The sequence below is a fragment of the Paenibacillus sp. FSL R7-0302 genome, from assembly GCF_038006885.1.
Taxonomy (GTDB): domain Bacteria; phylum Bacillota; class Bacilli; order Paenibacillales; family Paenibacillaceae; genus Paenibacillus_AQ.
Window position 1 is genome coordinate 1,711,449 of record NZ_JBBOWB010000001.1, and the last position, 16,402, is coordinate 1,727,850.

The following is a 16,402-nucleotide window of genomic DNA, read 5'->3' on the forward strand; positions in this document are numbered from 1 at the left end:
CTTAATTATAAGGAGTGGCATAGGTGGGTGCCATGGACAAAAATGCTCATCGCCTGGACATACGGCTCAGGAGCAAATTGCTTGAACGGCGCAGAAATAAATCGTGGGCCATTGAGGTGTAACAGGAATAGAGACTTGAATCAGCGGCCTCGTAGACGTTTCCTTTTCGTACGGCATTTAACTCCCTCCATGCTTCTTGTGAAGCTAGCGTACGATGGATTAAATCACGCTGTGCGGAGTTACCCGATGTAAACAGAATCAGATGGTCAATGCTGCATTCCGAAAGCTGATCTGGAGTAAGAAGAATGGAATGCTCAACATTCAGTAATTGCCGGGGTCTCTCAAGCTGCAGATCTTTATACAGCACGGTACCCAAGTTACGGTTGCCGAACAGGCGGAAGCACCCGTTCTCATATTGCGCCACAGCAACTTTTTCGTCCTCCAGCTTTTCTCTGACACTGAGCCGAAGACTCTCAGCCAGCTCTTCGTACGCCTCAAGCCACTGCCGGGCGATCTCCAGACGGTTCACCGCTCTCGCAATTATCCGGAGATGCTCACGCCAATCCCCTTCAAATGGCACGGTACACGTTGGGGCAAAATGGGGGAACAAGCCTGCTTTGTCCGGTTCCGCATAATCTGAATGTTCGAAGCTGATAATCAGCTCCGGCCGGGCACTTGCCAGTCTGCCGAGGTCGGGCTGATCATGCCCCAAGCTGATAACGTTATTCAAGCTATAGGCAGATCCCCGTGAATTATTAATTAATGCCGCATAAGGTGTTAAACCTAATGCCAGTAAATGAGAGGTGTAGGGATGGGCCATGGAGGCAATACGAGTGGACATACGGTGTTTTTTAACATATACAGATGGTGAAATGCCAATGGCTGATTTGAATTTACGGCTGAAATAGAACTCATCCTGATAGCCTACACGGTGCGCTGTGTCACGGAGCGTCATTTCAGAGCGGAGCAACAAATCACCCGCATGACGAATGCGGACAGAATTCAGATATTCCATCGGGCTCCGGCCGACCTGTTTTTTGAACAGCCGGGAATAATGGGCGACGCTCATTCCTGTCATTTCGGCAAGCTTTTCTCTGGTCATGGGCTGCCCGAAATGACTGTCTATATAGGCTTTGGACTGGTCAATCATTGCAGTTGAGGGAGTGCGATGCTTAGTCTCCGAACTGTCTGGTCTCCATAACTGGAGCAGCAATTCTTGAAAAAGGATAGATGACTCCATTCTTTCCCAGCTGCTGCCCTGCCAGCAAGAGCAGATCAGGTCAGTCTTAGCTAACGCTTCAGACCAATGGGCAGGCGGGAAAATATCGGCCTCCAGTTCTCCGCGCTGAAGCGTATGCTGTCCGTCCATAGTATACACATCAAAGGTAAAACAGCAGTATTCCAGAGAGTTCTTCTCCTTCACTAACAAGCACCACGGTGTATCAGGGAGCAGCAGCAGTACATCGCAAGAACCAAATTCAGAGCAATAGCCTTTAGCTTCAACTTCGCCGCAGCCTTTAATTCCTATGAGGAGGGTATGCCTGTCTGACTTATGTATTTCAGATTCAGATCCAGCCGGTTTAACACAGCGGGCGTCGATAAGTTTGTATAACCCTTCAGATGGATTCATTTCAGCTTAAATACTCCTTTCACATGAAGTCTGCTACTATTATACTCTCCTGGTGACAGGTGGGGGCACCCGATCAATAATGGAGCTAATTGGATTTATATAGATCTTTCTTTACACAGAATGAAACTTTTCTCCGTTGCTTGCGTCTAATACTATGTTTTGTAAAATGAACGTGGCAAAATATGCTGACGTCCTGAAGAGGGCGGTTGCGTTTTTGCGGGGATTATAAGGTGGACAGAAAGCATTGAATATACTGCCTTATACACTACAATGGGAGCAGAAGGAGTCGTACAATGAATTTTAGGAAAATGTTCTTGGTAACAGTATTAGCTGTATCGCAATTAGCAGCAGCCGTTCCGGCTTTTGCAGCTCCAGTCAGCACACAGACCGTGACAGGCCATGTTGCCGCAGCGGTGGATACTTCTGAAACACAGCTTCAGCCTGAGTCAACAGACCCGTTGCCTCCGTTAATGACTGAACCGCCTGCAGGTACAGTGGTACCCACACCAACACCGGTACCTACAGCATCACCGGTTCAAGGTATTCCGGCAGTAACAGAGACTCCCGCTCCGGCCGCTACTGAGGTTCCAGGCGCAACAGCTGCTCCTGTGCCGGCGGATGCCGTTATGCCAACGCCTACTCCGTTAACGGATACGCCTGTAACCCCAAGCATGACTACCACCTCTGCTGCAGGGGCAGGCCAGCTTATTCTGATGATGAACAGCAACAAGATGTTCAGAAACGGAACGCCTTACACCGCCAATCAGCCGATGGCAGTCAAGAACGGTGTCTCCTACGTATCGATCCGCGCAATGGTGGAAATGGTCGGCGTTGCTTTCACCTATGACGCCAAAACCAAAGAGGTCATTGTGACCAAGGGTACCAGCATTATGCGGTTCAAGACCGACAGCAAAATCTATACCGTCAATGGCACCAAGTTCACTATGAAGGGACCGGCTTACCAGTTCAAAGGCACCTTCATGATTCCGTTAACGTCCATTACCTATGCACTTAATATTCCTTATACCGTAGACAATGTGCAGAAGCGGGTTATTCTTACGCTGAATACAAAGCCGACTGCCTCCTTCACAGTTCAGCCCAAAGAAATCTATGCTGGTGAGACTACTGTGAATTATGTAACCTACAGCTCTTCCCCGAACGGTACGCCGATTGTTGAAGAACGCTGGAGCGACAACAAGCTGGATATCTATGATCAGCCGGGCTTCTATACAGTTATGTATTCGGTACGCGATGCCAATAACATGTGGAGTGACCCTTATCCGGTAACCATTCAGGTACTGCAGCCTAATCAGCCGCCAGTAGCCCAATTCACAACAGATAAAGAAGAATACAAAATGGGTGAGCCGGTAGTCCTGACCGATACCAGCTATGATCCTGAGAATGAAGAGCTGACCGCAACCTGGAACAATCGTTCCCTGGCGTACTTCACCCCGGGACCGCTGTCCATTCAGCTGACGGTTACGGACAAGCACGGTCTTAGCAGTACTTTTGAGAAGATGATTACAATCACCAATGAACAACTGTATACACAGGATGAAGTAACGAAGCTGTTCACCATTCCGGGGGATATCATCAGTATGGACGGCGGGATGATCCCGGCGCTCCCTAACCTGCCGTATACGCTGTCGTCCGAAGGCTACACCCTGATCCGCAGTAACAGCCCGGAGACCGTTCAGACGGAAGGTGTACTGTACCGGGAGAGTTCAGTGGGCAATACGCGCTTCCTGGTGCATCATATGAACAATATGGCTACCAGACAGAAGCTCTATGTGATTGCAACCAATAACAACCTGTATCCGACAACCATTAACATCCAATATCTAGGAATTGCCGGACCGGTGACCTCACCGGAATATACTGGAAAAGTATCGATGGAGAAATACTTCAATTCGATGGTTACCGGCTTGGCGCAATCGCAAATTACCCTGCAGCCTGGGCAAAGTCTTCCGATTATGACAGACCTGAACAAAATCGCTATGAAGCCCAAAGACGTAATGTCGCTGAGCGCAGACCTGTTCAGTGATCTGCCGATTCAGTATAACGTAGTTATGGTGGAGCAGAGCAAAGATCCTGTCGCCGAGCTGCCTTATCTGCCGGTTCTTGACATTGACGGCGTGCATACCCGGGGAACATTCCCCGATTCTACCCGCGTCATGAACGTGACCGAGCTGGTAGGTACCACGCAAAGCAAGCTGCTTCTGGGCGACAATAAAATGGACAAAAACCTGGACGGCCTTGATCCAATGAATGGAACATATGTTTCTAACGCCGGTAACTTCGGGGTACTGTACAAAATCGTATTGGATCGTGTTGCAGCAAACACGCTGATCACCTTCAATCCGCGCGGGGGTCCTTATCTGGGGCCGTTGATCGTAAACGGTTCAATGGTGAACCTGCCCAATAAGGGCGTATTAGGCTTATCCTCAGACACGAATGCTGTCATCTACCGCACCGGAGAATATGAAGGGCGTGTGGAGATTGTGTTCTCCGTCGCCTCAGGCAGTAACCTGCCTGTGAACTTTGTCTTCACGCCGCTTCCGGCGAAAAAATAATTTCTTCTACAATACAAAACGGCAGCGCTCCTGATGGGGCGGCTGCCGTTTTGTAATCTGCCGCAAGTATCTGGATGCGGGGAGGCAACGGGCACTTTTATTGACGGGGCAGTGCTTTTGGGGCATTATAAAGAGAGTGCAACACAAACGATCTAATGTTATGGGAGATGAGCGAATGCTGTCGACAGATCAAATCCTGGAAGCCATGTCGGGGCAGGGGCTGCGAATCACCGATCAGCGCAAGACGCTTGCCAAATTATTCGGCGAGAATACGGGATATTTGTCTGCGAAGGATGTATATGAGCATATGGGCCGCAAGTATAGCGGACTGAGCTTCGATACCGTCTACCGTAACCTGCGCGTTATGGAGGAGCTGGGGGTACTGGAGCAGATTGTATTTGAAGAAGGCGTCAAATTCAAGGCAAGCTGCAGTCAGGATCACCATCATCACCATATGATTTGCCTGCAGTGCATGAAGACGTACCCGATTCAATTCTGCCCGATGAATCTAACCGATCCGCCGGATCAGTTCCGGGTGGTCAAGCATAAATTCGAGGTGTTCGGCTACTGCAAGGATTGTGAGCAGGGAAGAGAAGAAGAGCCGTCCGGGGCCGTGCGCAGCAAAGAGGGACGCTGAGTATGGCTAGCTTACGAAGAACGGTACAGGCCCCTATCCGGGTCTACCGCAAGTTCATTTCGCCGCTCAAGCCCGCTACCTGCCGGTTCTACCCGACTTGTTCGGCTTATGCACTGGAGGCCATTGAGGTCCATGGACCGCTCAAGGGCTCATGGCTGGCTGCCCGGCGGATTGCCCGCTGCCATCCCTTCCATCCGGGAGGACTTGACCCGGTGCCGCCGCGCAAAGAGCAGCCATCCGGGGACAAGCCGCTGCATACGACTTGACACGGGCCGCCGGGATGGGTATATTTTGAATAATAAGTGATATTCCGAGGAACGGATAAGTAGATGTGGACACCATTACAGAGAGCCGGGACTGCTGGGAGCCGGTATGGGATGCCAGATTGAATATGGTCCGGGAGGAACTGTGTTCGAGCGGAAGGCCTGAAGCCGGGGTCTGCGTAAGCACACGGCGTGTTCCAGCGTTAATGGACAGTTCCGTTAAGGAACTGACGAAGCCTGCGCTCTGTGAGGAGCCGGGGAATGTTGGGTGGTATCGCGTGAGTTTACTCTCGCCCCATAGAGGGGCGGGAGTTTTTTGTGTGAAATGGACGATTAGGGATAACGAAGGGATGATGAAGTAATGAGTGAGAACAAAACCTTTTATCTGACAACGCCGATCTATTATCCGAGTGACAAGCTGCATATCGGGCATGCGTATTCTACGGTAGCCGGTGATGCGATGGCCCGCTACAAGCGGCTGCGCGGCTATGAGGTGCGCTATCTGACCGGAACGGACGAGCATGGGCAGAAGATTGAAGAGAAGGCCGGGAAGGCCGGGAAGACCCCTCAGGAGTTCGTGGACGGGATTGTAGTCGGCATTAAGGATCTGTGGAAGAAGCTGGACATCTCGAATGATGATTTCATCCGTACCACGGAGGAGCGCCATAAGAAGGTGGTTGCGGATATTTTTGACCGCCTGCTGAAGCAGGGGGATATCTACAAAGGGGAGTACGAAGGCTGGTACTGTATTTCGGATGAGACCTTCTACACCGAGACCCAGCTGGTGGATATTGAACGTGATGCTGACGGCAAGATTACCGGAGGAAAAAGTCCGGACAGCGGACATCCGGTGGAGCTGGTCAAAGAGGAGAGCTACTTCTTCCGCATGAGCAAGTATGCTGACCGCCTGCTGAAGTTCTACGAGGAGAACCCGGAGTTTATCCTGCCGGAATCCCGCAAGAATGAGATGATTAACAACTTCATCAAGCCGGGTCTGGAGGATCTGGCTGTATCCCGTACGACTTTTGACTGGGGCGTTAAGGTAAAAGGCGACGAGAAGCATGTAGTGTATGTGTGGATCGATGCGCTTACCAACTACATTACGGCTCTCGGCTATGGCTCGGAGGACCGCAGCCTGTATGACAAGTACTGGCCTGCGGATGTGCACATCGTCGGGAAGGAAATTGTCCGCTTCCATACCATCTACTGGCCGATCATTCTGATGGCGCTCGGCGAACCGCTGCCGAAGAAGGTCTTCGCACATGGCTGGCTGTTGATGAAGGACGGAAAGATGTCCAAATCCAAGGGCAATGTGGTTGACCCGGTGACACTGATTGACCGCTACGGCCTGGATGCCCTGCGCTATTATCTGCTGCGCGAGGTTCCCTTCGGCTCGGATGGAACCTTCACGCCGGAGAGCTTCGTGGACCGGATTAACTATGATTTGGCCAATGACCTTGGCAACCTGCTGAACCGGACCGGCGCGATGGTGGAGAAATATTTCGGCGGCGAGCTTCCGGCTTATGCCGGGCAGGTTACCGCATTTGATGGTGAGCTTGAGGCGATGGTGCAGAGCACTTACGCTAAGGTAGAAGAGGCGATGGAGAAGATGGAATTCTCCGTAGCCCTGACTGCCATCGGCGCGCTGATCAGCCGGACGAACAAGTATATCGACGAGACCCAGCCTTGGGTGCTCGCCAAGGACGAGAGCCGCAGCGGGGAGCTGGCTTCGGTGATGAGACATCTGGTCGAGGGACTGCGCACCGCGTCCATTCTGCTCCAGCCGTTCCTGACCGGCGCTCCGGCGAAGATCTGGGAGCAGCTGGGCATTCAGCCGGGCGAGCTGACCACCTGGGAGAGCGGCAGATCCTTCGGCCTGATTCCAGCGGGTACCCGGCTGGTGAAGGGCGACCCGATCTTCCCGCGCCTGGATGTGGCGCAGGAGGTCGCGTACATCGCCGAAGCGATGGGAGCCGGGAAGCCTGCAGAAGCAGCTGCTGAAGCTGCGCCTGCAGGGGCTGCTGTGACTCCGGAGGCGGCGGCTGCTGATCCGGAGGAAGAGGAACATAAGGAAGAAATCGGCATCGACGATTTCGCCAAGGCAGAGCTGCGCGTAGCCCAGGTCATCGCCTGCGAGCCGGTGAAGAAGGCGGATAAGCTGCTGAAGCTGCAGCTGGATCTTGGTTATGAGCAGCGCCAGGTGGTATCCGGCATTGCGAAGTTCTACACACCGGAGGAGCTGGTGGGGCGCAAGGTGATCTGCATTGTGAACCTGAAGCCGGTGAAGCTGCGCGGTGAGCTGTCGCAGGGCATGATCCTGGCCGCCTCCAAGGGCGATCAGCTAACCATTGCTACCGTGCCGGACAGCATGCCGAACGGAGCGATTGTGAAATAAGGCTGCCAAGAGCATCCGCATAATGACCGTACAGCAATCTCCGCAGGCCACAGGCAGCGGGGATTGCTTCTTTTTGCTCCAAGATAACCGGGTAGAAGACAGCTTGCAGACTACGAAATGCAGATCGGAGTTGACTTATCGTAACGATTACTATTATAATTCTGATAGTAAATTTTACGATTTAAGGGGTCGATAGAGAAATGGTTACAAAAAGCTTGCAAAAAGGGCTGCTGCTCGCCGCTGTCTTGCTGCTTACGCTGTCACTGGCCGCATGCGGACCGAAGAGCAACGGAAGCATTGCCCAAGGAAAAGTGAACGTTATAACTACTTTTTATCCAATATATGAATTCACTGCCGAAATCGGCGGCGGAGATGCCAATGTTATCAACCTGCTTCCTGTAGGGGTAGAGCCGCATGACTGGACCCCGCGCAGCCAGGATATCATCGCTACCTCCAAGGCGCAGCTGTTCCTGTATAACGGAGCCGGGCTGGAGGGCTGGGTACCCAATTTCCTCAAGAGCCTCGATAGTGACAGTAAGACCAAGGCTGTAGAGGTTAGCCAAGGGGTGAAGCTGATTACTACGGATGAAGAAGACGGGCATGATCACGGCCATGAGCATGAAGGTGAAGAAGCGGAAGCAGACGGGCATGGCGACAGCCTGCACACCGACCCGCATACCTGGGTAAGCCCGAAGTCGGCGCTTGTGATGGCCAAGAATATCAAGGATAGTCTCCAATCCGTTGATCCTGCGCATACTGAAGGCTATGAGGAGCGCTACCAGAAGCTGGCCGACCGCCTGAGCGCGCTGGATCTGAAGTTCACCGAAGAGCTGGGCAAGCTGCCTAATAAGGAGATAGTCGTATCTCATCAGGCCTTCTCGTATCTGGCGCGTGACTACGGCCTGTCCCAGCATGCTATCATGGGGCTATCGCCGGATGCTGAGCCGCGCGGGCAGGATCTGGTGAAGCTGGCGGCGCTGGTTAAGGCAGAGGGCATCCGTTATATTTTCTTCGAGGAGCTTGTATCCGATAAGCTGGCTAAGACCCTGGCAAGTGAGACCGGGGTATCCACGATGGTGCTGAATCCGGTAGAAGGGCTGACTGAGGCCCAGCAGAAGAACGGGGACAACTATTTCACCTTAATGGAGAAAAATTTGCAAAATCTCATTCTGGCCTTACAATAATAAGGAAAGTATAAGTGAAAGGCGGTACTTCACATGCAACCGGTATCCCTGGACTGCCATCAGCATATGATCGAAATACAGGATTTGTCCTTCTCCTACGGGGAACAGAAGGTGATCTCGAATCTGAATTATACGGTAAAAGAACGTGATTTCCTCGGTATCCTCGGTTCTAACGGCGCAGGCAAGACGACACTGCTTAAAATGATCGTCGGCCTGCTGCCTGCCACCAGCGGGGAAATCAAATTATTCGGCCAGCCGGTGCGGAGGTTCAAGGACTGGGAGCGGATCGGCTATGTGCCGCAGAAGAATGCGTTCAACCCGCTGTTTCCGGCAACCGTCCGTGAGGTCGTATTGTCCGGCCTGTACAACAACAAGAATCTGATCCGCCGCGTATCCAAGGCCCAGCACCGGCAGTGTGAGGATGCGCTTGAAGTCATGCGGATTCAGGATATTGCCGAGAAACGAGTCGGCCAGCTGTCCGGCGGCCAGCAGCAGCGTGTCTTCCTGGCCCGGGCGCTGATCAACCACCCGGATCTGCTGATTCTGGATGAGCCTACCGTCGGCATTGACGCCGAGACCCAGGCCGGATTCTTCGAGCTGATCATGCACATGCATGCCCATCACCATATGACCTTCCTGATGGTCTCGCATGATATCGACATGATGAAGAATTACCTGGGCAGCGAGCCCGTCCAGAAGAACGGTAAAATCAACTTCTACTGCCGCCACTCGCATGATGTGCAGGACTGTGCTGTTGATAATTTGCAGCATACGTTGTCCTGATCGTTGACATTGGCTGACAAGAGAATAGTTACCCTGATTATTAAACGGTCCAATTGCTCGAAATGCAGCCTTTTGTATTTTGTACAGTAGATTGCCCGAATTTCTGCCCTTTTTGCTGTTCTGTTGCAGTTTGTACATTAGATTTTTTGATATCGGCCGTTTTCCAGCCCTTCTGCCAATATCCATTGTACGAAATACAACAGAACCCGATTAACCGCTCAAAAGTTAAGATTCTGTTGTACGTTCTGCAATAAGAGGATGAGATGTTGTCAGGATCTCATCAGTTGGATCGTCCATTGTGCAACATAGAACGCTCAAGTCAGTTTTCGGATCGTCCATTGTACAACATAGGACGATCCCTTAATCTTTTGATCTTAATTTTTTGATCTTAGTCTTTCGATCTTAATCTTGTGACGTATGTAGATCCCGTCTCCAGTGAAGCGTATCCCGCAGGGAGGCAAAGCGCTCTTTTCACCAACGTCCCTAAGCTGCGACAACCCCTCCTCCCACGCCAATTGCACTTCACGGGTGTCCAGAGGGCAGAGCCCTTGGGGCCCTCCCTTCGGGAAGGGAGGGTTTGGGAGGGATGGCTAAAAGCTTTTGCAATGAAAGGTTTATATTTGAAAGGTAGGAGAACATCATCTTGGAAATCCTGTTTAGTGATTTTTTCCAGCGGGCGCTGGCCGGCGGGCTGATGATTGGTATTACCGCGCCGCTGATCGGCGTTTTTCTGGTGCTGCGGCGTCTGTCCATGATCGGAGATACGCTGGCGCATGTTACGATTGCCGGGGTCGCGCTGGGCTTTCTGACAGGCTTTTATCCGCTGGGTGCGGGGCTAATCTTCGCGGTTGTGGCCTCATTTGCGATTGAGAAGCTGCGCAAAGCCTACAAAAGCTACGCCGAGCTGTCCATTGCCATCATCATGTCGGGCGGTGTAGCGCTGGCCTCCCTTTTTTTCACCCTGGGCAAAGGGTATAATGCAGATGTAATGAGCTATTTGTTCGGCAGCATCTATACGCTCAATACTACGGATCTTATCGTGGTGGGAATCGTAACGATTGCCGTTGTGGTCGTCGTAACCTTATTCTTCAAGGAATTCTTCCTGCTCAGCTTCGAAGAGGACGCGGCCAGTGTCAGCGGACTTCCGGTAAAGCTGCTCAATATGCTGATTACGGTGTTAACGGCTCTGGTAATCAGTACGGCGATCAAGATTGTCGGCTCGTTGCTGGTCTCTGCACTGCTGACCATTCCTGTAGCCATTAGTCTGCTGCTGTCACGGAGCTTCAAGTCTTCGGTTATTCTGTCCGTGGCGATTGCCGAGATTGCCGTTATTGGCGGACTGGTCATTGCTGGAGTATGGAATCTGGCTCCTGGAGCAACGATTGTTCTGCTGTTAATTGCACTTTTGACCCTAACCCTGATCGGGAAAAAAGGGCTGCCTACTTAACAAATAAGCATATAACCGGCCGCCCTCAGCACCACCTACATAATTGTATCTGTACTGCTGCTACATGAAGTGACCCGAGTGACCCCGACTATGGAAGGAGATGCGCCCGTGTCCAACCTGAATGCAGGAATCGCTTTTGCCGCCGGAGTGGCGTCATTCATATCGCCTTGCTGCCTGCCGCTCTATCCTTCTTATCTATCTTATATTACCGGCTTATCGGTGCAGGAGCTGAAGAGCGGCAGCAACAGCAAAGAGGTCCGTCTCCGGACCCTCTCGCATACGCTGGCGTTCATTCTGGGCTTCTCGGCAGTGTTCTATACCCTCGGCTTCGGAGCCGGCTTGTTCGGTGAATTCTTCAACGGCCAGCGGGATCTGATCCGTCAATTATCGGCGATCCTTATTATTGTCATGGGGCTCTTCCTGCTGGGCGTGTTCCAGCCGCAGTTCCTGCTGCGTGAACGCAAGCTGGAGCTGAGATGGAAGCCTGCCGGGTACCTGGGCTCCTTCATCTTTGGCATCGGGTTCTCGGCAGGCTGGTCACCGTGTATCGGACCGATTCTAACAGCCATTATCGCGCTATCGGCCAGTGATCCGGGAACGTGGTTTACGATGATTACGGCATACAGTATCGGCTTTGCACTGCCGTTCTTCGGACTGGCCTTTTTCCTGGGCGGGGCGCGCAAGATCCTGAAATACTCCAACCTGCTGATGAAGCTGGGCGGCGGGCTGATGGTATTCATGGGCATCCTGCTGTTCACCGATCAGATGTTCCGCATTACGATCTGGCTGCAGGGCATTACGCCGCGCTGGCTGATTTTCTAAATGAAGCTTTAAGTGAAGTAATCAATGCCCGCTTCCGGAAAATGCTCAAAAATCCGCTCTGTGATGAATTCGCGCAGGGCGGTTTGCTGTTCGTCCGGGTAGACATATTTATTCTGTCCCCATTTGCCCCATTTCTTCTTGCGCTTCTCGATGTCCATCTCCAGCTTCGACTTGGGATAACGCTTCTCGATGACGGTCTTGGCCGTCTTGGTGAAGCGGTGCTGGATCATCTCGAAGGTCAGCCCTTGGCCAATCCCCGGCGGCAGGGCATGCGCCAGCTTCTCCAATAGCTCGCTGTAGCCGTCTTCCCAGCCGTCATGCCAGATAATAGGGGCAATGATGAAGCCCAGCGGATACCCGGCACGGGCGATCTGTCCGGCGGCCTCAATGCGTTCCTCGAAGCGTGAGGTGGCCGGCTCGAAGTTTTTAATTACATAGTCGGCGTTCACGCTGAAGCGTACACGGGTATGGCCGTTATGCTTCAGCTTAAGCAGCGGCTCGACATGCTGGTATTTGGTTACGAAGCGCAGCCGCCCGAGCGGCTCCCCCGCCATGAATTCGATCAGTTCCGTCAGCGAGCCGGTAATATGCTCAAGGCCGAGCGGGTCTGAGGTACAGGCCGCTTCGAACGTCGTAATTTCCGGGGAACGCTCGGTGATATATTTTTTGGCTGCATCGATGATGTCCCCGGTATTAACATAGACGCGGATGTAGGGCTTCGCTCCCAGCGTAGTCTGCAGGTAACAATAATGGCAGTGGCCCATGCACCCGGTGGCAATCGGAATCGCATAATCGGCAGACGGCTTCGACTGGTCAAAAGTTAGCGTTTTGCGCAAGCCGACCACAAGCGTCCGTTTGGCGATTTTGTATTGCTCGATTTCAGTCTCGCCGGGCAGGTTGGTAATCCGGTTATGCGAGGTGGTCATACGGTAGGGAATATTCCGGGACTTGACCCATTCCATAATCCGCTCCCCTTTGGGATAATTGAGCGCATCGGGCTCGAAGAAAACCAGCTCCGGGATGAACAGTCCGGTGGGCTTGCGCTGTCTTTTGGCAGGAGGGCGTTCGGGTGTGATTAAGGTCATTATTTCACGCTCCTTCGGGATGAGGATACCGTTATTGTGCCAATCCGCAGGCGAATGGAATCATGGTAAACATCACTAACCGGGGAAGCGGATGACCGGCAGGACTTGCCAAGGAGCGGCAGAAGCATGTATCATTGTTAGAGCAAGGCCCGGTCCCACCGTTACGCTCATTATAGAAAAGAGGTAAGCTAGAATGCCAACACCCAGCATGGAGGATTATTTGGAGCGCATATATAAGCTCATCGACGAGAAGGGTTATGCGCGGGTCTCGGATATTGCCGAGGGGCTGGAAGTCCATCCCTCCTCTGTGACCAAGATGATCCAAAAACTGGATAAGGACGAATATCTCATCTATGAGAAATATCGTGGGCTTGTCCTAACAAGCAAAGGAAAAAAAGTGGGGAAACGTCTTGTGGACCGCCATCAGCTGCTGGAGGAGTTCCTCGGGATTATTGGGGTGCAGCAAGAGCATATTTATAAGGATGTTGAAGGCATTGAGCATCACTTGAGCTGGGATTCCATCACCCGGATCGAAACGCTGGTGGAGTATTTCCGCCGGGATGAAGCGCGTGTGCAGACCTTGTATGATATTCACCATGAGATGGCCAGCGATTCATAAACGTGGCTTTTTTTGTTTGATTAGCGCAACCTTTCCAGTTTTTTTACGTCAAAACGGGTACCGTTCCTTTTTCACTTCAGGAAGGATTCCGTTTACACCAAAGAGCGGCCTTCTCCCTTACTTAAGGATGAGAGGGTCATTTTTTATATATACAACTTCAAGACCTGGGAGGAATTATGAATTACCGTAAATGGATCGTAGGACTGCTCGTCGTAATGTTATGTCTGCCCGTGTGGACGCCGGGTCTGCGCGCAGCTTCTGTGCAAATTACCATTGAACTGGATGGGGAGACGCTGAATCCGGATGTGCCGCCGTATATTACACGTACCAACGTTACGATGGTGCCTGCCGGTGTGATTAGCCAGGGACTGGGGGCCGGTGTGAAATGGGATCAGGCCAGTAAGACAGCAACCATCAGCAAGGATAATAATATACTGCAGCTGACCAGCGGCAAAACAAGCGCCATCGTTAACGGGGCGTCTGTCCGTCTGGATACTTCTGTGCAGATCACGCAGGGCCGGGTCATGGTTCCGCTGCGGTTTGTAAGCGAGCAGCTTGGGCTTCAGGTACTCTGGGATCAGGCGACGAAGCATATTTCCTTATATTCCGGCAAGGAGATCGGCGCGCCTTCAACGCCTGCGGTGCCGTCAGTTCCGTCAGTGCCTACACCAACTGTACCACCTACGCCGTCTGTGCCAATACCAACGGTACCGTCACCAACCGTACCTTCTATTCCTGGTGCCAAGACCAGTAAGGCGATGAAGGGCGCCTGGGTATCCACTGTGTATAATCTGGATTGGCCCTCGACGTCTTCGGCAGGCAATCCCGACAAGCAGAAGAAAGAGTTCGACAGCCTGCTGGACAAGCTGAAGGCGGCCGGATTCAATAGTGTATTCGTCCAGGTCAGACCGTCTGGGGATGCACTTTATCCTTCACAGATCGTGCCCTGGTCCAAGGTGCTTAGCGGAACTCAGGGGAAGGAGCCCGGCTACGACCCGCTGGCCTATATGGTTAGCAGTGCCCACAGCCGGGGAATGCAGCTGCACGCCTGGTTCAATCCGTTCCGGGCTACGACAGACGCATCTACCAGCAGTCTAGCCCCTAACCATGTCGCCAAGCTTCATCCGGACTGGATCGTCAAGGCCGAGAACAAGCTGTACATAAATCCGGGGATTCCGGATGCGCGGCAGCATATCATTGACACGGTGATGGAGGTGGTCAGAGGGTATGATATCGACGGAGTACATCTGGATGATTACTTTTATCCTTCAAATGTAGCTTTTGCCGATGATACGGCCTTCAAGACCTTCAATACACAAGGAATTAGCAGCAAAGGCAACTGGCGGCGGGATAATATCAACCAGTTCATCCGTCAGCTGGGGCAGGAGATTCATGCCGCGAAGCCGTCCGTTTCTTACGGGGTCAGCCCGTTCGGGGTATGGCGCAACAAAAAAGCGGATAGCACCGGCTCAGATACTACAGCAGGGGTGTCAGCCTATGATGACATGTATGCAGATGTGCGCACCTGGATTCAGAGCGGCTGGATCGATTATGTTGCCCCGCAGGTCTATTGGAGCCTCTCCTTCAGCGCCGCCCGTTATGACAAGCTGGTGGACTGGTGGGTGAACGAGGTTAAGGGAACGAAGGTTAAGCTGTACATCGGCCTGGCCTCCTACAAGGTAGGGGATACCAAGCAGACAGCGGAATGGCAGAGCGGGGATCAGATTATCAACCAGCTCAAATATAATGAGAAGTACGATGAGGTGGGAGGCAGCATCCTGTTCCGGGCGAATGATATTGTCGTCCGTGACCCGTATGGGCTGGCCAGCCTGCTCAGCTTCTATTTCAAGAGTTAAGTCATGAATAGTCCCCCGTGCTCATAGATAACAATACATTCTATGGAACGGGGGTTTGCCATGTATGGAGATTAACGCAGTATTTGAAGGCGGGGGAGTCAAAGGGATTGCCCTGGCAGGTGCGGTGGAGGCGACGGAACGCGCAGGCCGCACCTTCGGTAGGGTGGCAGGGACGTCTTCCGGTTCGATCATTGCCTCACTGCTGGCAGCGGGGTACAGCGGGGAGGCGATGAGCCGGATTATCCGGCATACGCCGTTCACCGCGTTCCTGAAACGGGGAGCGTTATACAATACTGCCTACATTGGACCGGCCTTGCGCGTGCTCCTCAAGAAGGGGCTGTACTCGGGCCAGGCGCTGGAAGCGTGGATTCGCGGCCTGCTGCTGGATAAGGGTGTAGTAAGATTCCAGGATCTGCCGCGCGGCAAGCTGCGGGTAATTACATCAGACATCACCAACGGGCGGATTGTGGTGCTGCCCGACGATCTGGTGCTGTACGGGATAGAGCCTGACAGCTTCGAAGTCGCCAAGGCGGTGCGGATGAGCTGCAGCATTCCGTATTTCTTCGATCCGGTGATCCTGCGGCTGGCCGGAGAGGCGGCAAGGGGGAAGCCGTTCAGCGGGCAGCTGGTCTATATGGTGGACGGCGGGGTGCTGAGTAATTTCCCGCTCTGGCTGTTCGATGAGAAGAAGGACGGCTTCCAGTCCCCCGGGCGCAGAACACCAACCATAGGCTACCAGCTGATCGGGAAGACGGCTCCGCAGCCGCATCATATTACGGGGCCGTTCAGCATGCTGGAGGCGATGGTGGAGACGATGCTCTCCGCGCATGATGAACGGTATATTGAGACGGATAAATTCGTTCGTACGGTCAAAATCCCTACGCTGGGCATCTCCACCACCGAGTTTCATATCACGCAGGCACAGACTGACGCCTTGTATACGGCGGGCATCGCAGCCGGAGAAGAGTTCTTTGCTAACTATCGTCCGGCACCGCCTTCCTATACCTGGAGGGCAACCCTTCATCCCGCTGCTCCAAGGCGGTAACTAAACCAAAACATATAAATTCTTATCTTTCCAGAAAAAAGGCTTCCCCACGTGATTTCCTCA

Annotated in this window: 13 protein-coding genes; 11 read left to right on the forward strand and 2 right to left on the reverse strand. The window is 52.8% G+C overall.

Features of this window, described 5'->3' with window-relative positions; all coding sequences use genetic code 11:
- Positions 1-46 precede the first annotated feature (46 nt).
- The gene (locus tag MKY96_RS07135) at positions 47-1,630 is read right to left on the reverse strand and encodes a helix-turn-helix domain-containing protein (RefSeq protein ID WP_340939465.1); all 1,584 of its coding nucleotides are present in this window, start codon (positions 1,628-1,630) and stop codon (positions 47-49) included.
- Positions 1,631-1,923: 293 nt separating this feature from the next.
- On the opposite strand from MKY96_RS07135, the gene MKY96_RS07140 reads away from it, so the two are divergent.
- The 8 genes from MKY96_RS07140 to MKY96_RS07175 all read left to right on the forward strand — a co-directional run bounded on the left by MKY96_RS07140 (position 1,924) and on the right by MKY96_RS07175 (position 11,734).
- On the forward strand, positions 1,924-4,203 hold the full coding sequence (locus tag MKY96_RS07140) for a copper amine oxidase N-terminal domain-containing protein (RefSeq protein WP_340939467.1): 2,280 nt from the start codon (positions 1,924-1,926) through the stop codon (positions 4,201-4,203).
- A gap of 175 nt (positions 4,204-4,378) precedes the next feature.
- Entirely contained in the window at positions 4,379-4,840 is a 462-nt protein-coding gene (locus MKY96_RS07145; RefSeq protein ID WP_340939469.1) for a Fur family transcriptional regulator, read from the forward strand.
- A 2-nt stretch (positions 4,841-4,842) separates the two neighbouring features.
- Entirely contained in the window at positions 4,843-5,106 is a 264-nt protein-coding gene (gene yidD / locus MKY96_RS07150; protein WP_339249555.1) for a membrane protein insertion efficiency factor YidD, read from the forward strand.
- 358 nt (positions 5,107-5,464) lie between these two features.
- Entirely contained in the window at positions 5,465-7,498 is a 2,034-nt protein-coding gene (gene metG, locus MKY96_RS07155) for a methionine--tRNA ligase (RefSeq protein WP_340939470.1), read from the forward strand.
- A gap of 200 nt (positions 7,499-7,698) precedes the next feature.
- A complete protein-coding gene (locus MKY96_RS07160) occupies positions 7,699-8,682 on the forward strand; it encodes a metal ABC transporter solute-binding protein, Zn/Mn family (RefSeq protein ID WP_340939472.1) in 984 nt (327 codons plus the stop codon).
- Positions 8,683-8,715: 33 nt separating this feature from the next.
- The gene (locus tag MKY96_RS07165) at positions 8,716-9,465 is read left to right on the forward strand and encodes a metal ABC transporter ATP-binding protein (RefSeq protein WP_036731897.1); all 750 of its coding nucleotides are present in this window, start codon (positions 8,716-8,718) and stop codon (positions 9,463-9,465) included.
- 643 nt (positions 9,466-10,108) lie between these two features.
- A complete protein-coding gene (locus MKY96_RS07170) occupies positions 10,109-10,912 on the forward strand; it encodes a metal ABC transporter permease (protein ID WP_340939473.1) in 804 nt (267 codons plus the stop codon).
- A gap of 90 nt (positions 10,913-11,002) precedes the next feature.
- On the forward strand, positions 11,003-11,734 hold the full coding sequence (locus MKY96_RS07175) for a cytochrome c biogenesis CcdA family protein (protein WP_445667833.1): 732 nt from the start codon (positions 11,003-11,005) through the stop codon (positions 11,732-11,734).
- Positions 11,735-11,742: 8 nt separating this feature from the next.
- Here the strand turns inward: MKY96_RS07175 and splB are convergent, their stop codons facing one another.
- Complete coding sequence (gene splB / locus MKY96_RS07180; protein WP_340939474.1) at positions 11,743-12,819, reverse strand: spore photoproduct lyase; 1,077 nt, start codon at positions 12,817-12,819, stop codon at positions 11,743-11,745.
- A 193-nt stretch (positions 12,820-13,012) separates the two neighbouring features.
- On the opposite strand from splB, the gene mntR reads away from it, so the two are divergent.
- From mntR to MKY96_RS07195, 3 genes are all read left to right on the forward strand, one after another.
- Positions 13,013-13,438, forward strand: a complete 426-nt coding sequence (mntR, locus tag MKY96_RS07185) for a transcriptional regulator MntR (RefSeq protein ID WP_340939475.1) — start codon at positions 13,013-13,015, stop codon at positions 13,436-13,438.
- A gap of 176 nt (positions 13,439-13,614) precedes the next feature.
- Positions 13,615-15,294: a family 10 glycosylhydrolase gene (locus MKY96_RS07190; RefSeq protein WP_340939476.1), complete on the forward strand. Its 1,680-nt coding sequence runs from the start codon at positions 13,615-13,617 to the stop codon at positions 15,292-15,294.
- A 64-nt stretch (positions 15,295-15,358) separates the two neighbouring features.
- Entirely contained in the window at positions 15,359-16,339 is a 981-nt protein-coding gene (locus MKY96_RS07195; protein ID WP_340939477.1) for a patatin-like phospholipase family protein, read from the forward strand.
- The last annotated feature ends 63 nt before the right edge of the window (positions 16,340-16,402 follow it).

Bases quoted from the DNA above. Each gene is read 5' to 3' on its own strand.
- MKY96_RS07135 (WP_340939465.1), bottom strand. From the start codon at position 1,630: ATGAATCCATCTGAAGGGTTATACAAACTTATCGACGCCCGCTGTGTT.
- MKY96_RS07165 (WP_036731897.1), top strand. From the start codon at position 8,716: ATGCAACCGGTATCCCTGGACTGCCATCAGCATATGATCGAAATACAG.
- MKY96_RS07195 (WP_340939477.1), top strand. From the start codon at position 15,359: ATGGAGATTAACGCAGTATTTGAAGGCGGGGGAGTCAAAGGGATTGCC.
- metG (WP_340939470.1), top strand. From the start codon at position 5,465: ATGAGTGAGAACAAAACCTTTTATCTGACAACGCCGATCTATTATCCG.
- MKY96_RS07160 (WP_340939472.1), top strand. From the start codon at position 7,699: ATGGTTACAAAAAGCTTGCAAAAAGGGCTGCTGCTCGCCGCTGTCTTG.
- MKY96_RS07175 (WP_445667833.1), top strand. From the start codon at position 11,003: ATGGAAGGAGATGCGCCCGTGTCCAACCTGAATGCAGGAATCGCTTTT.
- MKY96_RS07190 (WP_340939476.1), top strand. From the start codon at position 13,615: ATGAATTACCGTAAATGGATCGTAGGACTGCTCGTCGTAATGTTATGT.
- splB (WP_340939474.1), bottom strand. From the start codon at position 12,819: ATGACCTTAATCACACCCGAACGCCCTCCTGCCAAAAGACAGCGCAAG.
- MKY96_RS07145 (WP_340939469.1), top strand. From the start codon at position 4,379: ATGCTGTCGACAGATCAAATCCTGGAAGCCATGTCGGGGCAGGGGCTG.
- yidD (WP_339249555.1), top strand. From the start codon at position 4,843: ATGGCTAGCTTACGAAGAACGGTACAGGCCCCTATCCGGGTCTACCGC.
- MKY96_RS07140 (WP_340939467.1), top strand. From the start codon at position 1,924: ATGAATTTTAGGAAAATGTTCTTGGTAACAGTATTAGCTGTATCGCAA.
- mntR (WP_340939475.1), top strand. From the start codon at position 13,013: ATGCCAACACCCAGCATGGAGGATTATTTGGAGCGCATATATAAGCTC.